This is a genomic window from Bacteroidota bacterium (assembly GCA_016715945.1).
Classification (GTDB): domain Bacteria; phylum Bacteroidota; class Bacteroidia; order Bacteroidales; family F082; genus JALNZU01.
Genome location: JADJXJ010000003.1, coordinates 499,488 through 521,704, shown reverse-complemented (window position 1 = coordinate 521,704; position 22,217 = coordinate 499,488). Strand labels below are relative to the sequence as shown.

The 22,217-nt window shown below is 50.3% G+C and carries 21 protein-coding genes; 10 read left to right on the top strand and 11 right to left on the bottom strand.

Annotation, left to right across the window (positions count from 1 at the left end):
* Positions 1–34: 34 nt before the first annotated feature.
* A complete protein-coding gene (murB, locus tag IPM52_12495; protein MBK9292428.1) occupies positions 35–1,051 on the bottom strand; it encodes a UDP-N-acetylmuramate dehydrogenase in 1,017 nt (338 codons plus the stop codon).
* A gap of 220 nt (positions 1,052–1,271) precedes the next feature.
* Between murB and IPM52_12490 the strand changes: the two genes are divergently transcribed.
* Complete coding sequence (locus tag IPM52_12490) at positions 1,272–2,387, top strand: glycosyltransferase (GenBank protein MBK9292427.1); 1,116 nt, start codon at positions 1,272–1,274, stop codon at positions 2,385–2,387.
* A complete protein-coding gene (locus IPM52_12485) occupies positions 2,371–3,507 on the top strand; it encodes a glycosyltransferase family 1 protein (protein MBK9292426.1) in 1,137 nt (378 codons plus the stop codon). Before IPM52_12490 ends, IPM52_12485 begins: the two co-directional genes overlap by 17 nt.
* A gap of 2 nt (positions 3,508–3,509) precedes the next feature.
* Here the strand turns inward: IPM52_12485 and IPM52_12480 are convergent, their stop codons facing one another.
* Genes IPM52_12480 through thiF form a run of 3 tightly spaced genes read right to left on the bottom strand, consistent with a single transcriptional unit; the run spans position 3,510 to position 5,042 of the window.
* The gene (locus IPM52_12480) at positions 3,510–4,217 is read right to left on the bottom strand and encodes an ATP-binding cassette domain-containing protein (protein ID MBK9292425.1); all 708 of its coding nucleotides are present in this window, start codon (positions 4,215–4,217) and stop codon (positions 3,510–3,512) included.
* Between the two features lie 32 nt (positions 4,218–4,249).
* Positions 4,250–4,453, bottom strand: coding sequence for a sulfur carrier protein ThiS (thiS, locus tag IPM52_12475; protein MBK9292424.1), 204 nt, complete (start codon positions 4,451–4,453; stop codon positions 4,250–4,252).
* Positions 4,428–5,042, bottom strand: coding sequence for a sulfur carrier protein ThiS adenylyltransferase ThiF (gene thiF / locus IPM52_12470; protein ID MBK9292423.1), 615 nt, complete (start codon positions 5,040–5,042; stop codon positions 4,428–4,430). Before thiF ends, thiS begins: the two co-directional genes overlap by 26 nt.
* A gap of 209 nt (positions 5,043–5,251) precedes the next feature.
* Here thiF and IPM52_12465 point away from each other — a divergent pair, with 209 nt between their 5' ends.
* On the top strand, positions 5,252–7,411 hold the full coding sequence (locus tag IPM52_12465) for an aldehyde:ferredoxin oxidoreductase (protein ID MBK9292422.1): 2,160 nt from the start codon (positions 5,252–5,254) through the stop codon (positions 7,409–7,411).
* A gap of 60 nt (positions 7,412–7,471) precedes the next feature.
* Here IPM52_12465 and IPM52_12460 read toward each other — a convergent pair whose 3' ends face one another.
* Positions 7,472–8,593 carry an ABC transporter permease gene (locus IPM52_12460; GenBank protein ID MBK9292421.1) on the bottom strand — a complete coding sequence of 374 codons (1,122 nt, stop codon included), beginning with the start codon at positions 8,591–8,593 and terminating at the stop codon, positions 7,472–7,474.
* 171 nt (positions 8,594–8,764) lie between these two features.
* Between IPM52_12460 and IPM52_12455 the strand changes: the two genes are divergently transcribed.
* Together IPM52_12455 and IPM52_12450 are read left to right on the top strand one after the other, a co-directional pair.
* Complete coding sequence (locus tag IPM52_12455; protein ID MBK9292420.1) at positions 8,765–9,442, top strand: PorT family protein; 678 nt, start codon at positions 8,765–8,767, stop codon at positions 9,440–9,442.
* 18 nt (positions 9,443–9,460) lie between these two features.
* The gene (locus IPM52_12450; GenBank protein MBK9292419.1) at positions 9,461–11,095 is read left to right on the top strand and encodes an NAD+ synthase; all 1,635 of its coding nucleotides are present in this window, start codon (positions 9,461–9,463) and stop codon (positions 11,093–11,095) included.
* Between the two features lie 11 nt (positions 11,096–11,106).
* On the opposite strand, the gene IPM52_12445 is transcribed toward IPM52_12450, so the two are convergent.
* The 3 genes from IPM52_12445 to IPM52_12435 form a co-directional block, all read right to left on the bottom strand.
* The gene (locus IPM52_12445; GenBank protein ID MBK9292418.1) at positions 11,107–11,358 is read right to left on the bottom strand and encodes a NifU family protein; all 252 of its coding nucleotides are present in this window, start codon (positions 11,356–11,358) and stop codon (positions 11,107–11,109) included.
* Between the two features lie 11 nt (positions 11,359–11,369).
* Positions 11,370–12,419, bottom strand: a complete 1,050-nt coding sequence (locus tag IPM52_12440) for an Mrp/NBP35 family ATP-binding protein (protein ID MBK9292417.1) — start codon at positions 12,417–12,419, stop codon at positions 11,370–11,372.
* 162 nt (positions 12,420–12,581) lie between these two features.
* Complete coding sequence (locus IPM52_12435; protein MBK9292416.1) at positions 12,582–14,432, bottom strand: T9SS type A sorting domain-containing protein; 1,851 nt, start codon at positions 14,430–14,432, stop codon at positions 12,582–12,584.
* Positions 14,433–14,686: 254 nt separating this feature from the next.
* On the opposite strand from IPM52_12435, the gene tatC reads away from it, so the two are divergent.
* Entirely contained in the window at positions 14,687–15,490 is an 804-nt protein-coding gene (gene tatC / locus IPM52_12430) for a twin-arginine translocase subunit TatC (GenBank protein MBK9292415.1), read from the top strand.
* Here tatC and IPM52_12425 read toward each other — a convergent pair.
* A complete protein-coding gene (locus IPM52_12425; GenBank protein ID MBK9292414.1) occupies positions 15,487–16,215 on the bottom strand; it encodes a response regulator transcription factor in 729 nt (242 codons plus the stop codon). The genes tatC and IPM52_12425 overlap by 4 nt on opposite strands.
* A gap of 2 nt (positions 16,216–16,217) precedes the next feature.
* Positions 16,218–17,507 (bottom strand): HAMP domain-containing histidine kinase, encoded by a 1,290-nt coding sequence (locus IPM52_12420; GenBank protein ID MBK9292413.1) that lies wholly within the window; start codon positions 17,505–17,507, stop codon positions 16,218–16,220.
* 263 nt (positions 17,508–17,770) lie between these two features.
* On the opposite strand from IPM52_12420, the gene IPM52_12415 reads away from it, so the two are divergent.
* The 4 genes from IPM52_12415 to IPM52_12400 all read left to right on the top strand — a co-directional run bounded on the left by IPM52_12415 (position 17,771) and on the right by IPM52_12400 (position 19,341).
* Positions 17,771–17,974: a hypothetical protein gene (locus tag IPM52_12415; GenBank protein MBK9292412.1), complete on the top strand. Its 204-nt coding sequence runs from the start codon at positions 17,771–17,773 to the stop codon at positions 17,972–17,974.
* 155 nt (positions 17,975–18,129) lie between these two features.
* The gene (locus IPM52_12410; GenBank protein MBK9292411.1) at positions 18,130–18,555 is read left to right on the top strand and encodes an OsmC family protein; all 426 of its coding nucleotides are present in this window, start codon (positions 18,130–18,132) and stop codon (positions 18,553–18,555) included.
* Positions 18,545–18,940 carry a thioesterase family protein gene (locus tag IPM52_12405; GenBank protein MBK9292410.1) on the top strand — a complete coding sequence of 132 codons (396 nt, stop codon included), beginning with the start codon at positions 18,545–18,547 and terminating at the stop codon, positions 18,938–18,940. The genes IPM52_12410 and IPM52_12405 overlap by 11 nt, the downstream gene beginning before the upstream one ends.
* Positions 18,941–19,041: 101 nt before the next feature.
* Complete coding sequence (locus IPM52_12400) at positions 19,042–19,341, top strand: hypothetical protein (protein MBK9292409.1); 300 nt, start codon at positions 19,042–19,044, stop codon at positions 19,339–19,341.
* 31 nt (positions 19,342–19,372) lie between these two features.
* Here the strand turns inward: IPM52_12400 and IPM52_12395 are convergent, their stop codons facing one another.
* Complete coding sequence (locus IPM52_12395) at positions 19,373–22,180, bottom strand: T9SS type A sorting domain-containing protein (protein MBK9292408.1); 2,808 nt, start codon at positions 22,178–22,180, stop codon at positions 19,373–19,375.
* Between the last annotated feature and the right edge of the window lie 37 nt (positions 22,181–22,217).

The following is a 22,217-nucleotide window of genomic DNA, read 5'->3' as shown; positions in this document are numbered from 1 at the left end:
CGGAATCGAAAAATTTGAACAGGAAAGTGGTGAATCAGCGAATGATATTCACCTCGGGCTCGAGGGTGATTCCAAACATGGATTTCACCGATTGCTGAATCTCAAGCGCCAACTCCCAGATGTCGGCTCCGGTGGCATTGCCATAATTAACCAGCACCAGGGCCTGGCGTTCGTACACTCCGGCATCGCCTTTACGGTAGCCTTTCCAGCCTGCCTTTTCGATGAGCCAGCCTGCCGGAAGCTTGATGTTTCCATCCTCGGAGGCATAGGAAGGAATGCCGGGAAACTCCGCCCTGATCATTTCGAACATGGCCGGGTGCACCACCGGGTTTTTGAAAAAACTTCCGGCATTGCCAATCAGCTCCGGATCGGGCAGCTTTGCGCTGCGAATTTTTGCCACAGCTCTGCTTACATCCTGAATATCAGGACGCTGTATTCCATCCTCGCGCAATTGCTGACGGATACTTCCATATTCAAGCTGAAGTTGCGGGTGCTTTTTCAGCCGCAGATCAATGCCAAGAATAACAAAACGATTGCGGTAGAGGGTTTTGAATACACTGGTCCGGTAACCAAACTCACAATCCTCCGGCAAAAACTCCACCACTTCGCCCGTGAGCGTATCGAAGGCCTGCAAGCTGTGAAACACATCCCTGAGCTCCACCCCATAAGCACCAATATTCTGCATCGGTGCGGCTCCGGCCTTACCCGGTATGAGTGTAAGATTTTCCACCCCACCCAAACCGGCTTTCACCATCTGTTCCACGAATCCCGACCAGTCTTCACCGGCGGCCACACTCACCACCACCTCGTCGCCCAGATCGCTGCTCAAGGTAATGCCCTTGTTTTCAACGATCAACACCAGGCCATCGTAAAAGTCCTCGAGAAACAGCACATTGCTGCCCCCGCCAAGCACGAGCCAGCGCTCGTTCCTGAAATACCCCTCGCGAAACAGCTCCTCGAGCCTCGACTGATCAAGCACTTTGGTGGCAAAACTGCACATCACGTCCAGCCCGAAAGTGTTGTGCCTGCGCAGGTTGTAATTGCGAAGCATTACCGCATTTTTTCACAAAGGTAGCCACCAAAAGCTTATTCGTCAAATATCATCATATACCATTGTAAAACAGCTACTTAACAGTATTCGACCGGAATGGTTGCACCTGACCGAATTATGTTGGATCAACTTAAAACAAAGGTTTGTCCGAAAGGATGTAATAACTGATGCAACTGTGCAGTTTGTTATGACGTCAGGAAAATAATAAGCCGACGCTGCCTTGAAAAAAGCCATAGTTCTTGTAACAAACGATCTTGTTACCGACCAGCGCGTACACAAATCCTGCCTGGCTTTGATCAAAGCAGGTTTCGCTCCCTGTCTTTGGGGGCGCCGGCGGAGCGGGTCGCCCCCCATGGATCAGCGTGCCTATGAATCGAAGCGTTTCAGGCTGTGGTTCGAAAAAGGACCGCTGTTTTATGCGTCCATCAACCTGTTATTTTTCCGCAAGCTGTTGTTTGCCAAAACAAACCTGATTGTGGCCAACGACCTCGACACCCTGCTTCCTGCCTATCTGGTCAGCAGGTTGCGGGGTATTCCTCTGGTGTTCGACAGCCACGAATATTACACCGGCACCCCGGAGCTGGCCAACCGTCCGCTCATCCGGTCCATCTGGAAAAGCATCGAAAGCGCCATTGTACCCCGCCTGCCCGAGATGATCACGGTAAATGAATCCATTGCCGAACTTTTCAGGCAGGAGTACAATATTCCGGTGCGTGTGGTGCGAAACATTCCAGCCAGATACCAGCCTGATGGCGAGGTGACAAGAAAATCAATCGGCCTGCCCGAACATATTCCGATACTGATCCTGCAAGGGTCGGGCATCAACATACAACGGGGAGCCGAAGAAATGGTGCTGGCCATGAAATATCTGCCCGGCATGCATTTGCTTATTGTTGGCGGAGGCGATGTGCTGCCCGAACTCAAAACATTGGCAGATAAGAACAATCTTACCGACAGGGTGCGTTTCCTCCCCCGCATGCCATATGCACAGATGATGCAATACACCCGTTGCGCCAGCCTGGGCCTGACCCTCGACAAAGACACCAACATCAACTACCGGTTCAGCCTGCCCAACAAACTCTTCGATTACATACAAGCCGGAATTCCCGTGCTGGCCAGCAATCTGCCCGAAGTGGCTAACATCGTCGAAACATATGATGTCGGTCTGTGCATCCAAAGCCACAAGCCAGAAGAAATTGCCCTGGCAGTAAACGAAATATTTGGCGACGAACAACGTTTGGAACGTTGGAAGCTTAATGCTGCCAAAGCGGCACTGGAGCTTTGCTGGGAAAACGAAGAGCCAATTCTGATTGCCTGTTATGAGCAGTACCTCTGACAATCACCTCCATGTTGTATCGTTCGACGTACCCTGGCCAGCCAATTACGGTGGTGTCATTGATGTGTACTACAAAATCAGGTCACTGCATCACAAAGGCATCAAAGTGCATCTTCATGCTTTTGAATACGGTCGCGGACACCAGAAAGAGCTGGAAAGTGTCTGTGCTTCTGTAAGTTATTATAAACGCGACCTGGCGAAAACCAATCTTTTCCGAAACCTGCCCTATATTGTCTGCTCACGCACTTCGGAAGAGCTCAACCAAAAGTTGCTGGCTGATGAGCACCCAATCCTGCTCGAGGGGCTGCACACCACCATGCTGCTCAACGACCCGCGTTTTGCATCGCGCAAAATAGCAGTTCGCACCCACAATATCGAGCACGAATACTATCGCAACCTGGCCAGTGCCGAATCGCAGTTCCTGAAGAAGTATTATTTCGCCAATGAGGCCAGAAAGCTCGAACGCTACGAAAAAGTGCTGGAAAAAGCCTCGGGCATTGTGGCCATCTCGCGCAAAGATGCCGCCTATTTTGGAACAAAATACCCGAACGTCCATTTCATTCCGGCTTTTCACCCCCATCAACAAGTCAATATTCTTACCGGTAAGGGCGATTATGTGCTCTACCACGGCAACCTGTCGGTAAACGAAAACCACAGTGCGGTAAAGTACCTTCTCGAAAATGTGTTCAGCGACATGGACGTGCCTTTTGTCATTGCCGGGCTCAACCCTCCCAGATGGCTGGCGGATAGGGTTGCAAGCATGCCCCACGTAAAACTGATTGCCAATCCCGACGATGCGACATTGGCCGGAATTATCCGCAATGCACACATCCATCTGCTGATCACTTTTCAGGCTACCGGCCTCAAGCTCAAGTTGATAAACACGCTTTACAACGGGCGCTATTGTCTGGTAAACGACAAAATGCTTAGTGGAAGTGCCCTCGATGAGCTTTGCATCCTCTCAAACGGGGCCGAATCGATCAAACAACAGCTGAAGCGGCTGCTGCGCCGCGATTTTACGGCCAAAGAAATCGCCCGAAGGGAGAAAAAACTTGCACAGCTCTACCACAATGGGCACAATACCGACAGGCTGATCGATATTCTGTTTGGCCAGGCCTGAGCTCAGCTGTTGTCGGTCTTCTGGGCGCTGTCGGAGAGGGTGCCCTCCTCGCATTTTACCACCCGTGCCGGGAACTTGTGGATGAGGTTGTAGTTGTGTGTGGCCATCAGAACGGCATGACCCTGCTCGCTGATGCTCATCAGCAGGCGCAGGATTCCGTTGGCTGTCTCCGGATCAAGGTTGCCGGTGGGTTCGTCGGCCAGAATAATTTCAGGTTTATTAAGCAAAGCCCTGGCAATGGCCACCCGTTGCTGCTCGCCCCCCGAGAGCTGGTGAGGAAATTTGTATCCTTTGGTAACCAGACCCACCAGCATCAGCACTTCCTTAATGCGGTGCATCATCTGTTGTTTGTTTTTCCAGCCTGTGGCTTGCAGCACAAATGCCAGGTTGTCGTTCACCGTGCGATCGTTCATGAGCTGAAAGTCCTGAAAAACAATACCCAACCTGCGACGCAGGTAAGGTATGTCTTTGCGCCGGAGCACCGAAAGATCGTAACCTGCAATATAGGCCCTGCCCTCGAGCACCGGAAGCTCGGCATACAAGGTCTTAAGCAGACTCGACTTGCCGCTGCCTGTTTTGCCGATGAGATAAACAAACTCTCCTTTGCGTATGGTCAGGTTTACCTTGTTCAACACCAGGTTTTTCCGCTGAAAAACAGATAGTTCTTCGATGCGGATAACCACATCCTGAGGTGGCTGCGAGGCCTCCATCTCAGTAGATCTTATGTATGTCCGGATACCTGTCATCCTCCCGAAATCAGATGGAGCACCTCAACCTTGTCGCCCTCATTCACCATCACCTTGTCGCGTTCCTCAACCCGCACCAACTGACCATTGACCTTGGTAACCAACATCTTAAAAGTAAAGTTACGGGCTTTGATGAGCTCGTTCACCGTCATCGGACCGCCGGGTATCGATTCTTTACGGTTGTTGAGTATGATTTCCATTGGTATTCATTTTTAGCAAAAGCTCGAGCGCCAGGTTGGCCATCATATTCGATACGATGCCCACACGTGGCGCCAGGGGTGGCAAATCTTCGCCAGCCTCGCTGACGAAGTCGCCACAAACATACACATTTTCGAACCATTGCTCCTGCCTGATCTTGTCGAACATCCCAATTCCGGCCATGCCGTTGCCCATGATCAAGGGCACCCTGGGCATATGGGCCAGCATGGATTCGGCAATCATCTGCTTGGCTTCCGATCTGTCGAAAGCCTCGATCACCAGGTGGCAACCGCCAAACACCTGTGGTATGTCGGCAAACTCAAGCTTTCTGGTGTGCAATTCGAGTTTCAGGCCGCGCGCAATCATATGCAGGTTGTCGGCAAGGGCCGAAGTTTTATACTCCCCGATCTGATGCAGGAAATAATATTGCCTGTTGAGGTTCGACGGTTCAATAACATCAAAGTCGGCCAGCACCAACTGCTTTACCCCCACCCTGGCCAGCGCCACAGCGGCATTGCTGCCCAGACCACCGCAACCGGCAATACCTACCTTGTACCTGGCCAATGCTTTCTTGATCTGCTCCCAGCGCATAAAAAATGCGTTATTACCGCAAATTTAAGCACGAAACACCAAAAGCCGAATTTATAACCGTTCTAAATATCCTCCTAATCCCATAATGCACAAGCCCTTGTAAAACGCCAGGCGATATGCAAATTATTGCATATTGCTATAAATGAACACTTTACAGCAAAGAAAACGGATAAAAAACCTATATTTGTGAAAAATATAACACTAAATTTATGGAAGTTGCATCCTATCCTTTAACACACGAACCCATCAGGCAGGTGGCTTACACTTTCACGGCCCTCGACCGGGGTTATACGGACAAGATTTTGTACATCAACCTGAGCACCAACGAGATCCGCATCAAGGATGTGGACCCCTTGATGAAAGAAAAGTTTGTGGGCGGACGTGGGTATGGCCTCAGGTTGTTGTGGGACGCCACCGAACCCCGCACCGCCTGGGACGATCCGGCCAACGAAATCATCATTTCCTCGGGGCCTATCGGAGGCATCACGCAATACTCCGGTGCCGGCAAATCCATATGCGTGAGCATTTCGCCAACCACCGACCAGGCCATGGACAGCAATGTGGGTGGCTTTTTCGGGCCTTACCTCAAGTTTGCCGGCTTCGACGCTTTTGAGGTGCAGGGCAAAGCCGAAAAGGATGTGATCATCTTTATTGACGGCGTAAACCACAAGATTGAAATTCTTCCGGCTCCCGACGGCCCGCGCGACAGCCACGAACTGGCCGAAGCGCTCACCGAATATTACGCAGCCAACGAACAGGACAAGAAAAACATAGCTGTGGTTTCAGCCGGAACCGCTGCCGAGAACTCACTGATTGGCATGCTCAACTTCAGTTTCTACGACCCCAAACGCAAAAAAGTTCGTTTCAAACAGGCGGGTCGTGGCGGCATTGGCACTGTTTTTCGCAACAAAAAGATCCTCGCTTTGGTTGCAAAAATACCCGGTGTGAAGGGCAATCTCAACAATGTGGTTGATCTTGAGGCCATTATGGAACGTGGTCGTCGCTTCAACCGCGAAATGCGCGAACTCGACGACAAACAAAACGAAATGCGCAGCAAGGGTACGGCCCACCTGACCAACATCATGAACGACTACGACCTGCTGCCTGTGCACAACTTCAAATACGGCTCACATCCCGAAGCCATCAACATCCACAGCGATGTGTACAAGTCGTACTTCACACAAGGTGTGCCCGACGGCTGCTGGATTGGTTGCAACATGTCGTGCTCCAAAGGAGTGGACGAATATCAGCTTCGCACCGGCCCGTACAAAGGCCAGAAAGTGCTGGTGGACGGCCCTGAGTATGAAACCGCTGCATCGCTGGGCTCCATTGCCGGCATCTTCAATCCCGATTTCACCATCGAAGCAAACTTCTATTGCGACACTTACGGCATCTGTACCATCACCTGGGGCACCATCCTCGGGTTTGTGATGGAATGTTTCGAAAACGGCATCCTGAACGAAGAACGCACCGGTGGGCTTAAGCTCAACTTCGGAAATGCCGACGCCGCCATGGAATTGCTGCACCAGCTGGCCCGGGGCGAAGGATTTGGCAAAACTGCAGGTCTGGGCGTGCGCAAACTCAAACAGATGTTTATCGAGAACGGCTGGGGCGACCCGCAGTTTATCAACGACATCGCCATGGAAAATAAAGGACTGGAGTATTCGCAATACGTCAGCAAAGAATCGCTGGCACAGCAGGGCGGATATGCCATGACCAACAAAGGCCCGCAGCACGACGAAGCCTGGCTGATCTTCATGGACATGGTGAACAACCAGATTCCTACCTTCGAAGACAAGGCCGAAGCCCTGCATTATTTCCCCATGTTCCGCACCTGGTTTGGTCTGGTGGGTCTTTGCAAACTGCCCTGGAACGACGTGGAACCCGAAGACAACCACCTTACCGACGAACCTGCCAAAGTGCCTGCACATGTGGACAACTACGTTACCATCTACAAGGCCGTAACCGGAAAACCTTTCGACAAGCACGAGCTGATCAGGCAATCGGAGCGGGTGTACAACTTCCAGCGCATCTTCAACCTCAGGCGCGGCTATGGCATGCGTCAACACGATGCCCAACCCTACCGTGCTGCCGGCCCTGTGACCATCGAAGAATACGAATCGCGTGCTGAGCGCTACGACAATCAATTGCGCGAACTCGTCGGATTTGATCCTGAAGGAAAAAGCACGGAAGAAAAGCTCAAAGCCCTGCGTGCGTATCGCGAAAACCGCTACGAACAGCTCCTCGACGCAGTTTATCAAAGGCGTGGCTGGAACAAAAACGGCGTGCCAAAAATCTCGCACCTCCAAGCTATCGGCATGGATCTGCCCGAGTTGATCGAACTGGTTAAGCCCTATCAGGAGGACTAAGACATCTCAACATTGAAATAGAACCAAAACCGCCAAAGCCGGCCTGATGGCCGGTTTTTTTTATTTGGGAAGCCTGACGTCGAGTGCGTCGCGCAAGGCATTGCCTACCAGCATAAACGCAAGGGTAAGCAGCATGATGGCCAGGCCGGGCAAAATGGCCAGGTGGGCCGCATCGAGCAGGATAAATGCATAATTTTCGCGCAACATGCTGCCCCAGGAGGGCATGGGCGGCTGCACGCCCAAACCCAGAAAACTCAGGCCAGCCTCAATCAAGATGGCAGAAGCAAAATTGCCGGCCGAAATGACAATGAGCGGACTGACCACATTGGGCAGCAAATGCCTGAAAACTATTCGGAAATGGTTGTATCCCAATGCCCTTGCAGCTTCGGCAAACTCTTTCTCGCGCAGACTGATCAGCTGACCACGAACCACGCGGGCAACCTCGACCCACATGGTAAGCCCCACCGCCACAAACACCTGCCAGAACCCTTTTCCCAATGCAAAGGTGATGGCAATAACCAGCAACAAGGTGGGCAGCGACCATATGACATTAATCAACCACATAACTACATCGTCGGTCCTGCCCCCGAAATATCCCCCTAGGCTGCCAATGAAAAGCCCAATCAACAACGAAATGAAAACTGCAATAAAACCTACCGAAAGGCTGATGCGCGATCCTAGCAACATGCGGCTGAGCATATCGCGCCCAAACTGATCCGTGCCCAGCCAGAAGGTCGCATCAACAATATGCTGATTCTCCACCTTTTCGCGGAGCTCTGCCACCGATTGAACAGCCATCAACTTATCGGCACCTTCGCCAAATACTATCTGCTGCAGAGCCAAACATACCTCCTCCGATTGCTGTGCAGCATCCGCATCAAAAACCTCGTAGCATAACTTATCCTGATCAAAACGCCAGCTGCGCAGAGGAACGCTTTCGAAATGATCGCGCCTGCCATGAATAAAACGCCCGAAAAATCCCGTGCTATCGGGCTGCCCACGTTGAATGCGTAACACCTGGATGCCTGTGCCGGGCGACAAGGATGCAATTTCAAGCATCTGACGATTGGCTCCAGGCGTCGGGTCGGGGGAAATGTGGTATGAAAATAATGCAGCCAAAGCCACCAACAGAATGAATATTAACGCCACTACCCCCACAGTGTTTTGCAAAAACCTGCGCATTCCCCGGCTGTGAGAATCACCATTCTTTAATTCTTCAACCACCTGTGCGTGTCATTTCGATGTAAAATTAGAACATTCGGTTTAGTCGGCCCCGGCATGCCGACATCGAACTTAGATATACAATTACCAAACTTAGCCAGAATTGTTAATTTTGCTTCAAATCATTGAGATATGGCACGCAATTTACTCCTCACCATTTTTTTGGCAATATCAGTTACTTCATTTGCACAGGAAAAGGCATTTCAGTTTGGCTTTGAGCTGGCGCCCAACATCGGTTGGGTCAGCCCGAATACCAACAACTATGAAACCGATGGCGTAAGAATGGGTTTCAGCTGGGGTTTTGTCGGAGACATCTACCTCGTTGAAAACTATGCCATTAACACTGGCCTTAGATTCCTTTACCTGAACGGGAAATATACATTCCCCGAAAAAAAAGATGACTCCAATGGTTTAACCCGCCGCAAGCTAAACACCAGTTACGTTCAGATTCCGGCAGTTTTGCGCATGCGCACACAGGAAATCAGCAACGGCTATTCCATTTACGGTGATTTTGGGTTGGCCCTGGCCCTCAGGCTCAATGCCTCGGCAGATGAAAAATTTTATGTCAACGATCGTTTGTTCGGCACGGAAAACAAAAAAGACGTGGACAATGAGATGCGCTACAGCCGCACTTCGATGATCATCGGCGCCGGGGTGTACAAAGAACTTGCAGAAACGACAAAGCTCAATATCGGCTTGCGCTGGGACAACGGCCTGCTCAATGTGCTCAAAGGCACCAACAACATTTCGGGCGACAAGGTGAAAGGCACTTTTAGCTTCCTTGAGCTTAAGGTCGGAGTGTTGTTTTAATTTCAATCCACTGGTTTTGTGAAAATCGCTTTAGCGCAGATCAATTTCCGGATAGGCGATTTTGAGGCCAACACAAAAAAAATCCTCGAAGCGCTTGCCTTAGCCCGGACAAAGGGAGCCGACCTGGCAGTATTTGCCGAATTGTCCGTTTGTGGTTATCCCCCACTCGATTTTCTGGAGTTCGACGATTTCATCCGCCAGACAGAGGCAGCCCTTCAAGACATAGCCGACCATTGTCAGGATATTGCGGCCATTGTGGGTGCGCCAAGCCGAAACAGGGGCGACAAAGGCAAACCTCTGTTCAATTCCGCTGCATTTTGCTACAAAGGGCAGATCGATTTTTTTCACAAAGGCCTGTTGCCAAACTACGACGTATTTGACGAATACCGCTATTTTGAACCTGCAAAGTCATTCCGGACACTTCATTTTAAAGGGCTTACAATAGCTCTTACCATTTGCGAAGACATCTGGGATCTGGGGCAAAGCCGGCTCTATACCATCGACCCAATGGCTGAGCTGCAGAAAGACAAACCCGACCTGATGATCAACATAGCGGCTTCGCCCTTTCATTACAACCAGGCAAAACGCCGGCATGAGGTACTCAAAGCAAACGTCGAAAAATATGGTATCCCGCTCGTCTACGTCAACCACGTGGGCGCACAAACTGAGTTGATCTTCGACGGTGGGTCGGCCGCCATGATGGCCAATGGCAAGGTGGGCTGCCTGCTGCCTTATTTTGCCGAAGCCATAGAGATTGTTGATACTGCCCATCTTGAAAAATCTGAGGAAGGTTTTGAGCCCGATTTCAGCCAAAAAACCGCATTGATTCACGATGCCCTCATCACCGGCATCCGCGACTATTTCGGGAAGATGGGATTCAAAAAAGCAGTGCTCGGTCTGTCGGGTGGCATCGATTCGGCTGTGACCATGGCACTTGCCGCGCGCGCACTCGGACCTGAAAACGTAACAGGCATCCTCATGCCTTCGCAGTTTTCTAGCACGCACTCGGTGACCGACGCAATTGCGCTGGCTGAAAATCTGGGATGCCCTCACTATACCGTTCCCATTGCACCACCTTACGAAACTGTCGAAAAAGTGCTCCAGCCCATTTTTGAAGGCACACCTTTCGGGCTGACAGAAGAAAACATGCAAGCGAGGCTGCGGGGGTTGATTTTGATGGCATACGCCAACAAATTCAACCATATCCTGCTCAATACCAGCAACAAAAGTGAGGCAGCAGTGGGTTACGGCACGCTGTACGGCGACATGAACGGCGGACTGTCGGTGCTTGGTGATGTGTACAAAACTGAGGTATATGAGCTAGCCCGGTACATCAACAAAGATGGTGAATTTATCCCCGATAACAGCATCACCAAACCGCCTTCGGCCGAGTTGCGCCCCGGCCAGCTCGACTCGGACAGCCTGCCGGATTATGCCATACTCGACCAGATATTGTATCAGTACATTGAACAGCGTCAAGGCCCCCAGGAACTCGTTCAGATGGGCTTCGACGCCGGTTTGGTAAAGCGGGTGCTGAGGCTGGTGAACATGAACGAGTACAAGCGAAAACAAACCCCGCCCATCCTCAGGGTATCGCCCAAGGCATTCGGCATGGGCCGGAGAATGCCCATCGTGGCAAAATATCTGAGCTGATTTAGAACGGATTAGCCCAGATTGACAGCTTCCACCGATTTAATCTCGGGTATCGCCTTGCGGATGGTGTTTTCCACCCCATTCTTTAGGGTCATGGTGCTGTATGGGCAGGATCCGCATGCCCCTGTGAGTTCCACGTTCACCACAAGGTCGTCGGTAAGCTCCACAAAGCTGATGTCGCCTCCATCCTGCTGCAGGTAAGGACGCACCTGCTCGATAATGTTCTTCACTTTACGAACCAATACTTCTTTGTCTTCGGCCATGGCTATGCGATTTAATTTTTGTTTACGCTTTCAATAACTTTTTCCGCAACTTCGGCAAAAGCTTTGGAGATGGGGTGATTATCGTCGAGGGCAATGGGTGAGCCGGAATCACCCGATGAGGCAATCTGATCCACAATGGGGATTTGCCCAAGGAATTGTACCCCCAGAACTTCAGCAAAGCGTTCACCATTCGTCCGACCAAAGATATAATACTTTCTGTCGGGCAGGTCGGAAGGCACAAAATAGGCCATATTTTCAATGAGTCCAAGCAAAGGAATGGTTAATTTTTCCTGCTTGAACATATTTGCAGCCCGGTGCACATCAGCAAATGCCACTTTTTGCGGGGTAGTGACCACAACGGCGCCTGTCACGGAATAGGACTGTGCCAATGTCAGCTGAATGTCGCCTGTGCCCGGAGGCATGTCGATGACCAGGTAATCGAGTATTCCCCAGTCGGCATCGCCCAGCAGTTGGTTCAGGGCGCTGGTAGCCATCGGCCCACGCCAGACCAGGGGTTTGGTCACATCCACAAAAAAACCGATCGAAAGCAGCTTGATGCCATGTTTCTCAATCGGAACGATGGCGGGCTTGCCATTTCTTTCTCTGGCTTCGGGCATCTCGTCCACCACGCCAAACATCACAGGCACCGAAGGCCCGTAAATATCGGCATCGATGAGCCCGACACGAAAACCCTTTTTCGACAATGCGATAGCAAGGTTAGCTGCCACAGTGGATTTGCCCACCCCACCTTTGCCCGAAACTACGGCGATGATATTGCGTACCCCGGCCAACGGACCGAGGCCTTTTTCCTTTTCAGTTATCGGGATGATTTCGAGGGCAAAGTCCTGACCAAAACGTTCGCGGAGCATTTTCTCGGCGGTGGCACTCACGATACGCACAGGGGGCTCGTTGAGCTTTGGAAAAACCAGCCTGAAACTCACCTTACCTTCTGAAACTTCCAGCCCGTCGAGCATCCCAAGATTGACAATATTGTCGCCCTTCGGAAAATAAATAACCTCTTTAAGTGTGTCAATTACAGACTGTTTGGTAATTTGATTCATAGAGCTTGTTGCAGTTAGCGTGCAACAAAAGTAATCAATGTTCGCCAGCGCACTGGTAGAGGCAGCACACCAAAGGCTGTTAATTATGTTTAACAGGGATGTGGAAGGTGATAAAACAAAAAAGCCGGGGGAAAACCCCCGGCCGCAGAAATAAAACCCGTATTAATGAACTATGATTTTCTGCGTAACTACTTGGTTACCATTGGATACACGCACAAAATATACTCCCCTGTCGAGTTTGCTCAGGTCGAGGGCAGCTTTGTGGATGCCAATGTAGTTGAATTGCTGGGTGGTAGACTGCACCTCCTGACCGATAAGGTTGACCAGGCTGATGCGGGCAGTAAGCGGTTTGTCAACCCGAATGGTTACGAAAGCCTCGTTGCGGGCAGGGTTGGGGTAAACCTTATCAATGGAAAGCACAGTGGCCGGCTTTTCGTTGATTCCTGTTACCGTATTCACAGTAAGGTGAACGATGTCGTTGTCCACATGGCCATGGTTTGGAGGTGTTGGCCTGTTGCTGCCGCCAATAAAGTTGTCGCTCTGATAAATCAGATGCACTTTATCGTTCACAGCGGAAGCAGCCGAGGGATAGACACACTCGGTGAACAGGTGGAAGATATCATCGTGCAGATCGGTATAGGGGCTCCAGGTCTGGCCATAATCATCCGAAAACCTCATCCAGATGTGGCGGTAGTTGTTGCCATCGCTGTCCACATAGCCCGGACTGATTGCCGAGTAGAAGGCATACAGAATTTTGTTCTGGTGGTCGAACACCAGCTGGGGCATGCTAGTCAAGGCAGCATAATAGTTAGGGCTGGTGATGGCTGAGATTGTATCGGTTGCTGTTTCGACAACTTCTGCAAGCAAATAACCCGGAGCAACCACAGAAGCATCCAGGATAGAGCTGCCAATTTTGGTAGTATCGAGCGGAGGCATGGTTTCATTCCAGTAAAGCAGGCCGTTGCTGTAAGGATAGTAGAACAATCCAGCCTCGGCGCGGTGAATCTGACGACCCACGGCTACGTGCACCCTCCCCAGGTCATCAATCACGGCATGCTGATACGAATCCGTTCCTCCGTGTATGGGATAAGTGGTATTGCCATCCATGAATTTGTCGATGCTTTCGTAATACAGCATCTTTTCCCATGTATCGCCTCCATCTTCCGATTTCATTACGATGCCGTCGCCATATCCATCGCCCACTACAAATGCGATTGTGTTGCCGAATGGAGCAGCCCAGGCATAGGTGTCGGCACGTACGCGCAACAGGTCGTTGGCGGTGATGCCTTCAAGCAGCACGTTCTGCGGGTCCCAGGTTTCTCCGCCGTCAGTGGAACGGCTGTAGAGCAAGGCACCGTCAAGCCCCTGATAAACGACTCCGCCATTGGCTGTTGGGGCCGTGAGGGCAATCACATGAATGACTTCGTTGTTTTCGCCGCTGGTAATCATGCGTGGCCAGAGCAGGTTGGGCACTTCGGCAGGTCCAGCCAGGTAGGAGTGCGTCCAGGCCCCGCTGCCCTTGGTTTCCCTTCTGCTGAAGATCAGTCCATTAGCAGCACCTGTGTGCGAAACAATAATTTCGCCATTGGGCCCCCAGGGGGCATACGACGGCCAACCCGTGCGCACTGGTTCAACCCTTGCGGTCGGAAGCGCTCCCCAGGCCGTTCCATTGAAATAGTTGTAGGCCGTTCCGCGATCCGAGAAGTTGGGGTCGAGCATACCGTAAGTCCAGGTTGCTCCAATGGTACCATCGGGGAAAAGGTGCACCCGACGTCCCATGGCATAGTTCGATTGCAGGTCGTAGCGCGTCTTGCCGATGACCACGTCAGGTCCGAACTTCAGATTGGCTACAAAAGGATTGGGCAGGTTGTTAATGACTACCACATCTTCGATGGCATGAGGTGCGGGCAAATAAATATTGCGCACGCGCTCTTCACGTTTCTGGCGCCAGTCGGAGGCATGCAACATAACCGCCGGCAAAAGAAACACCAAAAAGAGTAAAGATTTTTTCATAGAATTGGGTTTTAGGTTAAACTTTAATATTTGTCAGCCTTATTGGCAAAGATATATTTTTTGTTGAAAGAACAATTTTCATAACGTTTTTTTGCAAATTTTGGTCGAAAATCGACATTTGTTACCCGAAACAACCATTTTGACTGTATTATTTGCATTAACTACCAAAAACAACAAATGCGCACATAATGAATGCACATTCAAGCGGGCCATGCAATTTTTTCCTTTAGTACCTTTGCCAAAAACAGCACAGGATGAATCAGGAAGTTGACGAGGAGCGTGAGATGTCGTTCTGGGACCACCTCGACGAGTTGAGGGCGAGGCTGGTAAGAAGCATTCTGGCAATACTGGCAATGGCTGTTGTGGCCTTTGTCAATCGGGTTATCGTTTTTGATCAGATTATTCTCGGTCCATCCAGGGCCGACTTTGTAACCAACCGCTGGCTTTGTAAGTTGGGAACGCAACTGCAAATTGACGGACTATGTTTTGACAAGCTGAACATTCAGATCATCAACATCAACATGTCGGGGCAGTTTCTGGTGCATCTTTATACCTCGGCCATGGCAGGAGTGGTTTTAGCCTTCCCTTTTATCATCTACCAATTGTGGAATTTTGTGCGCCCGGCCCTGTATCCCGGCGAAAAAAAGAAATCGCAGCTTGCCATTGCCAATAGTTCGCTTCTTTTTGTTGCAGGCCTGCTTTTTGGTTATTTCCTCATCGTACCGCTCACCATCAATTTTTTGGGAAGCTATCAGGTAAGCAGCAGTGTAAGCAACCAAATCTCGCTCAACTCCTATATCAATACCGTGGTTTCCGTATCTTTTGCGGTGGGCCTGGTTTTTCAGCTTCCTCTGCTGATCTACTTTCTTGCCAGAGCCGGATTGGTTACTCCCGACTATCTGCGTCGCAACCGGAAATACATGCTTGTCGTGCTGCTCATTGTATCGGCCATCATCACTCCTCCGGATGTTTTCAGTCAGGTGATGGTTTGTATTCCCCTGATAGGCCTGTATGAACTGAGTATTCTACTGGCAGCTAAGGTTTACAAGGAGGATTAATCCTGTTTGTATTGTGTGTCATCCACTTTAAGGATAAAACCCATGCCATAAACGTTGGCAATGGTAACTGTGGGATCTTCTTTGAGGTATTTGCGCAAACGGGCGATAAACACATCCATGCTGCGGCTGACAAAATAATCGCTCTCGCCCCAGACTACCTTCTGGGCTGTTTCGCGCAAAACCAACTGATTGCGGTTGTTGCACAAAAGCCTTAGCAATGCAGCTTCTTTTCGCGTGAGGGTGCGCTTGGCACCTGGTGAGGAGAGCAAAAGGTTGTCGAAATCGAAAGTGAATACGCCAAATGTTATTTGAGACTCCTCTGCCTGACTTTTGAATTTTTTACGGTTGCAACGCCTCAGAATGGCACGTATGCGCGCATAGAGCTCATCGGTATTGAAAGGCTTGGTGATGTAATCGTCGCAACCTTGCATAAAACCGGTAATGCGGTCTTCCTGCATGGTTTTGGCAGTGAGAAAGATAATAGGTGTTCCGGGGTCATTTTCCCTGATCTTTCCAGCCAGGCTGAACCCATCCATTTTTGGAAGCATCACATCCAATACATAAAGGTCGTATTGGCCATTGAGCGCCAATTGAAGCCCCTGCGCTCCATCGGCCGCGGTCTCCACACTAAACTTCATCAGCTCAAGGTAGTCGTGCAGAAGCATCCTCAGGTTCGGATCGTCCTCCACTACCAGAAGCCTGATTGCGTCATTAACCGGTTCCATGCTCATGACGTTATTTGCATTGTTTTGGCCGGCATAAAAACCCTGAAAACCGAACCCTGACCAGGGTGGCTCTCAACGGTAATTTTTCCGCCGTGAAGTTCTACAATCTTTTTGACATAGAAAAGTCCTATTCCGAAACCTTTTACATCATGCAGGTTGCCTGTGTGCGACCTGTAAAGGTTTTTGAAAATCAGGTCTATTTCCTCGGGTGGGATGCCCATGCCTTTATCTGCCACAGATATCACCTGATGCTGACCTGATTGCCCCAGGCTCAGTTTTATTGTCGGGGCACCCCTGCTGTATTTTATGGCATTGTCGAGCAGATTGCTCAACACATTGGCCATGTGCAATTTGTCGAAATTCAACATGGGCAACTCTGGTGCCAATTCCAATTCAATCGTTCCGTTGAGTTCGGTTATACGTTGGCTGAATGCCGGCAACACTTGTTCCACAAGTTGCTGCAGGCTGCCTTGCTGCAGATTGAGCCTCACTTTGCTCTCCTCGAGCATGGCACTCATCAACACGTGATCCACCAATGTCTGCAACCGAACACTTTCGCTTTTCAAAACAGAGGCATAACGAAGGATTTTTTCGCTGTCCTGCACAACCACCGGCTTCGAAAGCATTTCGGCTGCAAGGCTGATGGAGGCAATAGGCGTTTTGAGCTCGTGCGTCATGTTGTTGATAAAGTCGGCTTTAACGCGGGAAAGGCGTTTCTGCCTGCGGGCAATACGCACAGTGGACCAAAAAGAAAACAACAATAAAAACAGAAATACAACCGACAGCCCTACCCAAAAAACCAACCTCCTCATCCGCCACAGCTCCGGTTCGGCAACATATACCGACAGCACATAATCGCCCCTGCCATAAACAGGCCTCAGGCTTACCTGATAGCTGCTATTGACGATCCTTTCCTCAAAGCCCATATAATTTCCCATGGCAAACTGCCGGTTCGCTCGGTTGAATACAGCATAATAGTAGGCACCTACGAATTCAAACTGTTGCATTTCCCGGGCAAGGAGCGAATCAATCATGCCGGGAGGAATGGCAGCCTCAATGGTGTTGAACATATCACTGCAGCTCCCGCCCGACTCAATACACCTGATTTTTTTCTCCACCTGCATTTCAGCCACCTTGTTCAGTGCCGATTGAAGGGCAAGCTCCATACCGCGGTTGAAGAGCTCTTTCCGCAAAGCCAACCCGTTGTAAACCAGGTATGCCTGAGTGAGCAAAATACCCAGAAAACCCACGGCAGCCAGGTAAGTCAGCAGATTAAACCTATGATTATTCATGCCCCAAATAAAGCACTAAATTAGCAATCAACCCATTGCGTCACAAGCACATTTCTTTCAGGAAAGAAAAACATCTTTTAAAACCATGAAAAAGCTTACCAGCACAGCATTAGAGGCTTACAAAATTTAAACTCAGGCTAGGGACATATCTGAATCCAATAGCTATTTAACATCTTGTTAAGAGACATTAACAGCGCCTTAACGGTTCACGAAACTTTTTTGCTTCTATCTTTGGCCAGCAATAATACAAAACCTTAAGACCCATGAAAAAATTAGCTATTGTACTTTCGTTTGCAGCCTTTGTTGCTTTTGCCCTTCCTGTTAACCAGGTGATCGCCTCCGGCAGTGTTGTTGAAATGGTACGTCAGGACAACGAGCCCAAGAAAGAAGAACCAAAGAAGAGCGAGCGCACTGCAAAGAAAGAGTGCTGCAGCAAGAAAACCGAGTGCAAAGAGGAGAAGAAATAATCCTCCTGAAGATACTCTCCACCTAACGTTTTGTTTTAATTTGGTTTGGGCCTTCCGATGCGAGTCGGAGGGCTTTTTTATTTTTAAGCAGAAATGAAAGTTCGGCTTTGATGCAGCTAAACCACAACCCAAAAATTATAAATTTGGTGCAAAAAATGGCAGATTTTACTGTTGAATATCTGGGCGACCTGCGCACGGTAATGACGCACCTGCGCTCAGGCAGCGAGGTGGTTACGGATGCCCCTGTGGACAATCAGGGACGAGGGGCATATTTCTCTCCTACCGATCTGGTGTCGTCGGCGCTGGCGTCGTGCATGCTGACCATCATGGGTATTTCGGCCCGCGAACATGGTTTCAGGATTGAAGGTGCCCGCGCGGAAGTACAAAAAATTATGGGATCGGGTCCTCGCCGGATTGCAGAGATCCATATCCAAATTTACTTTCCGCCAGAGGAATATACCGAAAAACAGAAAAAACTGCTGGAGCTGGCTTCGCGCACCTGCCCGGTGGCCCTAAGCCTGCATCCTGATACAAAACAAATAGTTCACCTCCATTTCACAAATACCGGTCATGAGCAATGAAATTGCCATCCCGCTGGGCCTTCGGGGCAAAACTGAGCTGATTGTAACTCCCGACAAAACTGCGGCAACCTACGGCTCAGGGCTTGTTGAGGTTTTTGCCACTCCGGCCATGGTGGCCATGATGGAGAATACCGCCTTGCAAAGCATCAACGATTATTTGCCACCACACCTGACCAGCGTGGGCGCTTCCATCAATATCCGCCACCTGAAAGCCAGCCCGGTTGGCAAAAAATTGTTTTGCGAGAGCCGTGTCATTGAAGTCCTTGGCCGAAAGATCGTTTTCGATGTTTCGGTATGGGAAGGCGAATCCATAGCCGGGCATGGCACGCATGTCAGGTATATCGTTGATAAACAGCAGTTCATGAGCCAGTTCGAAAGCCAATGAATGCAGGACGCTTCCTTGTGCTATGCTGTCTTGCATTGGGCATCCTATCCTGTGCCGATGAGCCGGTGATCGCTCCTATGGATTGTCGGGTTAAAACCGCTTTGCACATCAACACCCTTGATCAGCTGGTTGTAACCTATGAGCTCAGCAGCACGGGCGAACATGCTGTAAGTCAGTGGTTTTACTACGGACCCGACGGCAAGGTGATTGTTCTGTCACCTGAGTTGCCTGCCACAATTACTGTCGCTCTCGGCCCTGAAGACAGTGTTTTGGCAGGCGCCACGGGCACGGTAAAAGCCGGAAGCATTCGCGTCAGCTACCGGGCCGTAGCTCCCGACACAGTGATTACAGCTTCTGATATCTGCATTCAGAACCTTAACGCCACCCCGGTGTTGCCATAAAAAAACCGGCCCGAAGGCCGGCTTAGGCAGTTTATTGCTTTACAATCTTTCGCGTCACGTAGGAATTTCCAGTATCGATTCTCAAAAAATACTTCCCTGAACTGATACGTGCTGTGGAAGTAAGCCTGAGGGGATGACTTCCAGCCTGCAGCTGCCCTTCGTAAAGTTGCTCGACAACCTGGCCGAAAAGGTTGACCAGTTCGATGCGCACCCTTGAACCCGTGGCCAGATTGAGCAACAAATTAATCTGATTGTCAAATGGGTTGGGCGAAATGCGCAGATCAATCACCGGACTGTAAGTGGTTTCGTCGAGTCCGACAAATGCGGGCCGGGCCAATCTTTTGCTGGTAAAGACCTTGAATTCGCCGGGACCTAGTTGAATTGGGTCACCGGTATTGACTACCTGAATGGAATCGCCTGTGAAGTAATCATACCATTTACCGGCAAAATAGAACTGAGGATTCACCGCACGCGGCTGCACATCAAAATTGGCCACAACCGAAACCGACATATCCGGATGGAACAGGGTCAGATTTTTTTGCAGGGTACTGGCGGTGATGGTAAAGTCGGTTGTGCTGAAAACGGGGTGCGATTTGCGAAGCTCGATCAGACTTTTATAGTAATTGAATAATAACCTGCGGTCCCAGTTCTGCTGATATTCCCAGCGTATAGGCTTGGGACATACCCGGCATGGCACATCAATGGACACATCATAGCCCAGCTCACCAAATTGCCAGATCATTTTCGGGCCGGGAACAAGCAGAAACATAGAAGCTGCTGCTGCAGAACGCTTGACGGCAACAGGCAGTGATTTCACATTGTGACCTGCATTGGAAGTATTGCCATAGGTGAGGTTCTTGAACATTTGCCTTTCTTCGTCGTGGCTTTCCATGTAACCTACCAGGTGTGGATGATTCCAACCTCTTGATTTCCAGCTCACACCCGAGAAGTTAGAACCATCCACATAGCCCATGGTCGATTGTGCATAAGCATGGTTCATATTGCCCCAGATGAGCATTCCGTAAGCAGCCAGCTCGCGTTCCTCGTTGTTGGGGGCAAAATGCTCGAGAATCACATAAGTATTTGGCCGCACAGCCCAGATCTGGTCGGCCATACGCTTAAGATTGGCAATCCGGGTATTGTCGTAGCTGTCGTTCATCCCGGGACGATTGGTGAAGCCTTTGGTAAAGTCGAAGCGGAAGCCGTCCACCTTGTATTCGTTGATCCAGTAGCTATTGACGCGGTCGATAAATGCCCGGGTATGCGGACTTTCGTGGTTGAAATCGAAACCCCAGCAATATGGAGGATGCGGACAACTTACGTTGTACCAGGGATTTTCGGGCGTAACCTGACCTGTGGCACTGTTGTAATAAAGCTGCACAAGCGGCGATTGGCTGAAAGAGTGATTGAATACCATATCGATTAAAACAGCAATACCCCTTTTGTGGCATTCGTCAATAAAACGTTTGTAATCGTTTTTTGTGCCATAGGCTTTGTCGGCAGCAAAATAGAAAGAGGGATTATAGCCCCACGAGTCGTTGCCTTCAAACTCATTGATAGGCATGAGCTCAATGGCATTCACGCCCAGCCTTACCAGGTAATCCAATGTGTCGATCACCGTCTTGATATCGCGGGTAGCCACAAAATCGCGGATGTGCAGCTCGTAAATCACCAGATCCTCGGGTGCCGGAGGCACAAAGTTTACAACTTCCCATTGGTATTGTGGCGCACCGGGGTGCAAAACCGATACAATACCTGTGGTTTTGCCTGCAGGATAGGGCTTTAGGTTGGGATAAGTGCTGGCCGGGATGTATTGATCGTTCCAGGGGTCGAGCACTTTTTCGGTATAAGGATCAGCAATCCTAAGGTTGCCATCCACAAGATACTGGTATGCATATTCTGTGTTGGGCTGAAGATTGGTGATTGTTGTCCAGTAGCGCGAGCCATCGGGAGTGCGTTTCATATAGCCGGCCTCGTTGAACTCCCAGTTGTTAAAATCGCCGATGACAAAAACGTGGTTCTTGAATGGCGCGTGAAGCACGAGGGTAACGGCATTGTCGCTCAGATAGTTGATACCATCCACCACACCTTCGGGCAAGGCCTGTGTCATCAGGGGCGGACGCACGAAAACCAAAAGCGAGTCGGTCAGTGTCTGTCCGTTGCCATAAGCAAAGGCCTTGACGCGCTGGGCGCCCGACTGATTGGCTACCAGGGTGTAATTAAGCGTAGCTGAAGTGGTGCCCGCTACCCTTATCTGATTCACATACAATGCAGTTGAATCGGCACCAGAACTTGCAACCTGAATTGGCACCTGCTGTCCGGGTTCCACAAGGAGTTGCTTTTGATCAGGTTGAATGATGGACACATTGAGTCCGCCCTGCGACACATCGTAAAAGATGTCACCTCCGGTAGCAGTTTTGCCTTCGAGCCAGGTACCATTCACCTGTGTGGCGCTGCGAAACACAAATGCCATTTTGAGGATGGTTTCGGAAGCTGGCACCCCGTAATACGCACGGATGCTCGGGCCGATGGTCAGGTGATAGAGGTTGGGATTGTTTGCGTCGCGTGTCATTTTGGCCTTTGGGATATTAACTCCCCAGTTGGCCACCACATATTTCCAGTCGGAGCCACTGGTGCTTAGGTTCGTAATTACACCCGTATGGGCATACACATCGCCTGTGTAGTTGAGTAAACCCCGGTTGCCTTCGGCAGCATTAAAGGTAATGACCACCTGTTGCTGGTCGGTAGGGAAAGGAGGTACGGCGGTGATGAGCTGTGCGTGCAGTGGCAGACAAAACGAAGCCGTCAGAAAAAGCAGGAAGGTGAAGATGCGGTTCATACCAATAAAAATGTTTGTTTTCCAAAGATAAATAAAC

Coding starts and splice junctions, on each gene's coding strand:
- thiS (MBK9292424.1), bottom strand. CDS start 4,453: ATGGAAATCATACTCAACAACCGTAAAGAATCGATACCCGGCGGTCCG.
- IPM52_12465 (MBK9292422.1), top strand. CDS start 5,252: ATGGAAGTTGCATCCTATCCTTTAACACACGAACCCATCAGGCAGGTG.
- IPM52_12410 (MBK9292411.1), top strand. CDS start 18,130: ATGGCAGATTTTACTGTTGAATATCTGGGCGACCTGCGCACGGTAATG.
- IPM52_12425 (MBK9292414.1), bottom strand. CDS start 16,215: ATGGAACCGGTTAATGACGCAATCAGGCTTCTGGTAGTGGAGGACGAT.
- IPM52_12485 (MBK9292426.1), top strand. CDS start 2,371: ATGAGCAGTACCTCTGACAATCACCTCCATGTTGTATCGTTCGACGTA.
- IPM52_12395 (MBK9292408.1), bottom strand. CDS start 22,180: ATGAACCGCATCTTCACCTTCCTGCTTTTTCTGACGGCTTCGTTTTGT.
- thiF (MBK9292423.1), bottom strand. CDS start 5,042: ATGCGCTGGGAGCAGATCAAGAAAGCATTGGCCAGGTACAAGGTAGGT.
- IPM52_12460 (MBK9292421.1), bottom strand. CDS start 8,593: ATGCGCAGGTTTTTGCAAAACACTGTGGGGGTAGTGGCGTTAATATTC.
- IPM52_12420 (MBK9292413.1), bottom strand. CDS start 17,507: ATGAATAATCATAGGTTTAATCTGCTGACTTACCTGGCTGCCGTGGGT.
- IPM52_12455 (MBK9292420.1), top strand. CDS start 8,765: ATGGCACGCAATTTACTCCTCACCATTTTTTTGGCAATATCAGTTACT.
- IPM52_12440 (MBK9292417.1), bottom strand. CDS start 12,419: ATGAATCAAATTACCAAACAGTCTGTAATTGACACACTTAAAGAGGTT.
- IPM52_12480 (MBK9292425.1), bottom strand. CDS start 4,217: ATGGAGGCCTCGCAGCCACCTCAGGATGTGGTTATCCGCATCGAAGAA.
- IPM52_12435 (MBK9292416.1), bottom strand. CDS start 14,432: ATGAAAAAATCTTTACTCTTTTTGGTGTTTCTTTTGCCGGCGGTTATG.
- IPM52_12415 (MBK9292412.1), top strand. CDS start 17,771: ATGAAAAAATTAGCTATTGTACTTTCGTTTGCAGCCTTTGTTGCTTTT.
- IPM52_12405 (MBK9292410.1), top strand. CDS start 18,545: ATGAGCAATGAAATTGCCATCCCGCTGGGCCTTCGGGGCAAAACTGAG.
- IPM52_12445 (MBK9292418.1), bottom strand. CDS start 11,358: ATGGCCGAAGACAAAGAAGTATTGGTTCGTAAAGTGAAGAACATTATC.
- tatC (MBK9292415.1), top strand. CDS start 14,687: ATGAATCAGGAAGTTGACGAGGAGCGTGAGATGTCGTTCTGGGACCAC.
- murB (MBK9292428.1), bottom strand. CDS start 1,051: ATGCTTCGCAATTACAACCTGCGCAGGCACAACACTTTCGGGCTGGAC.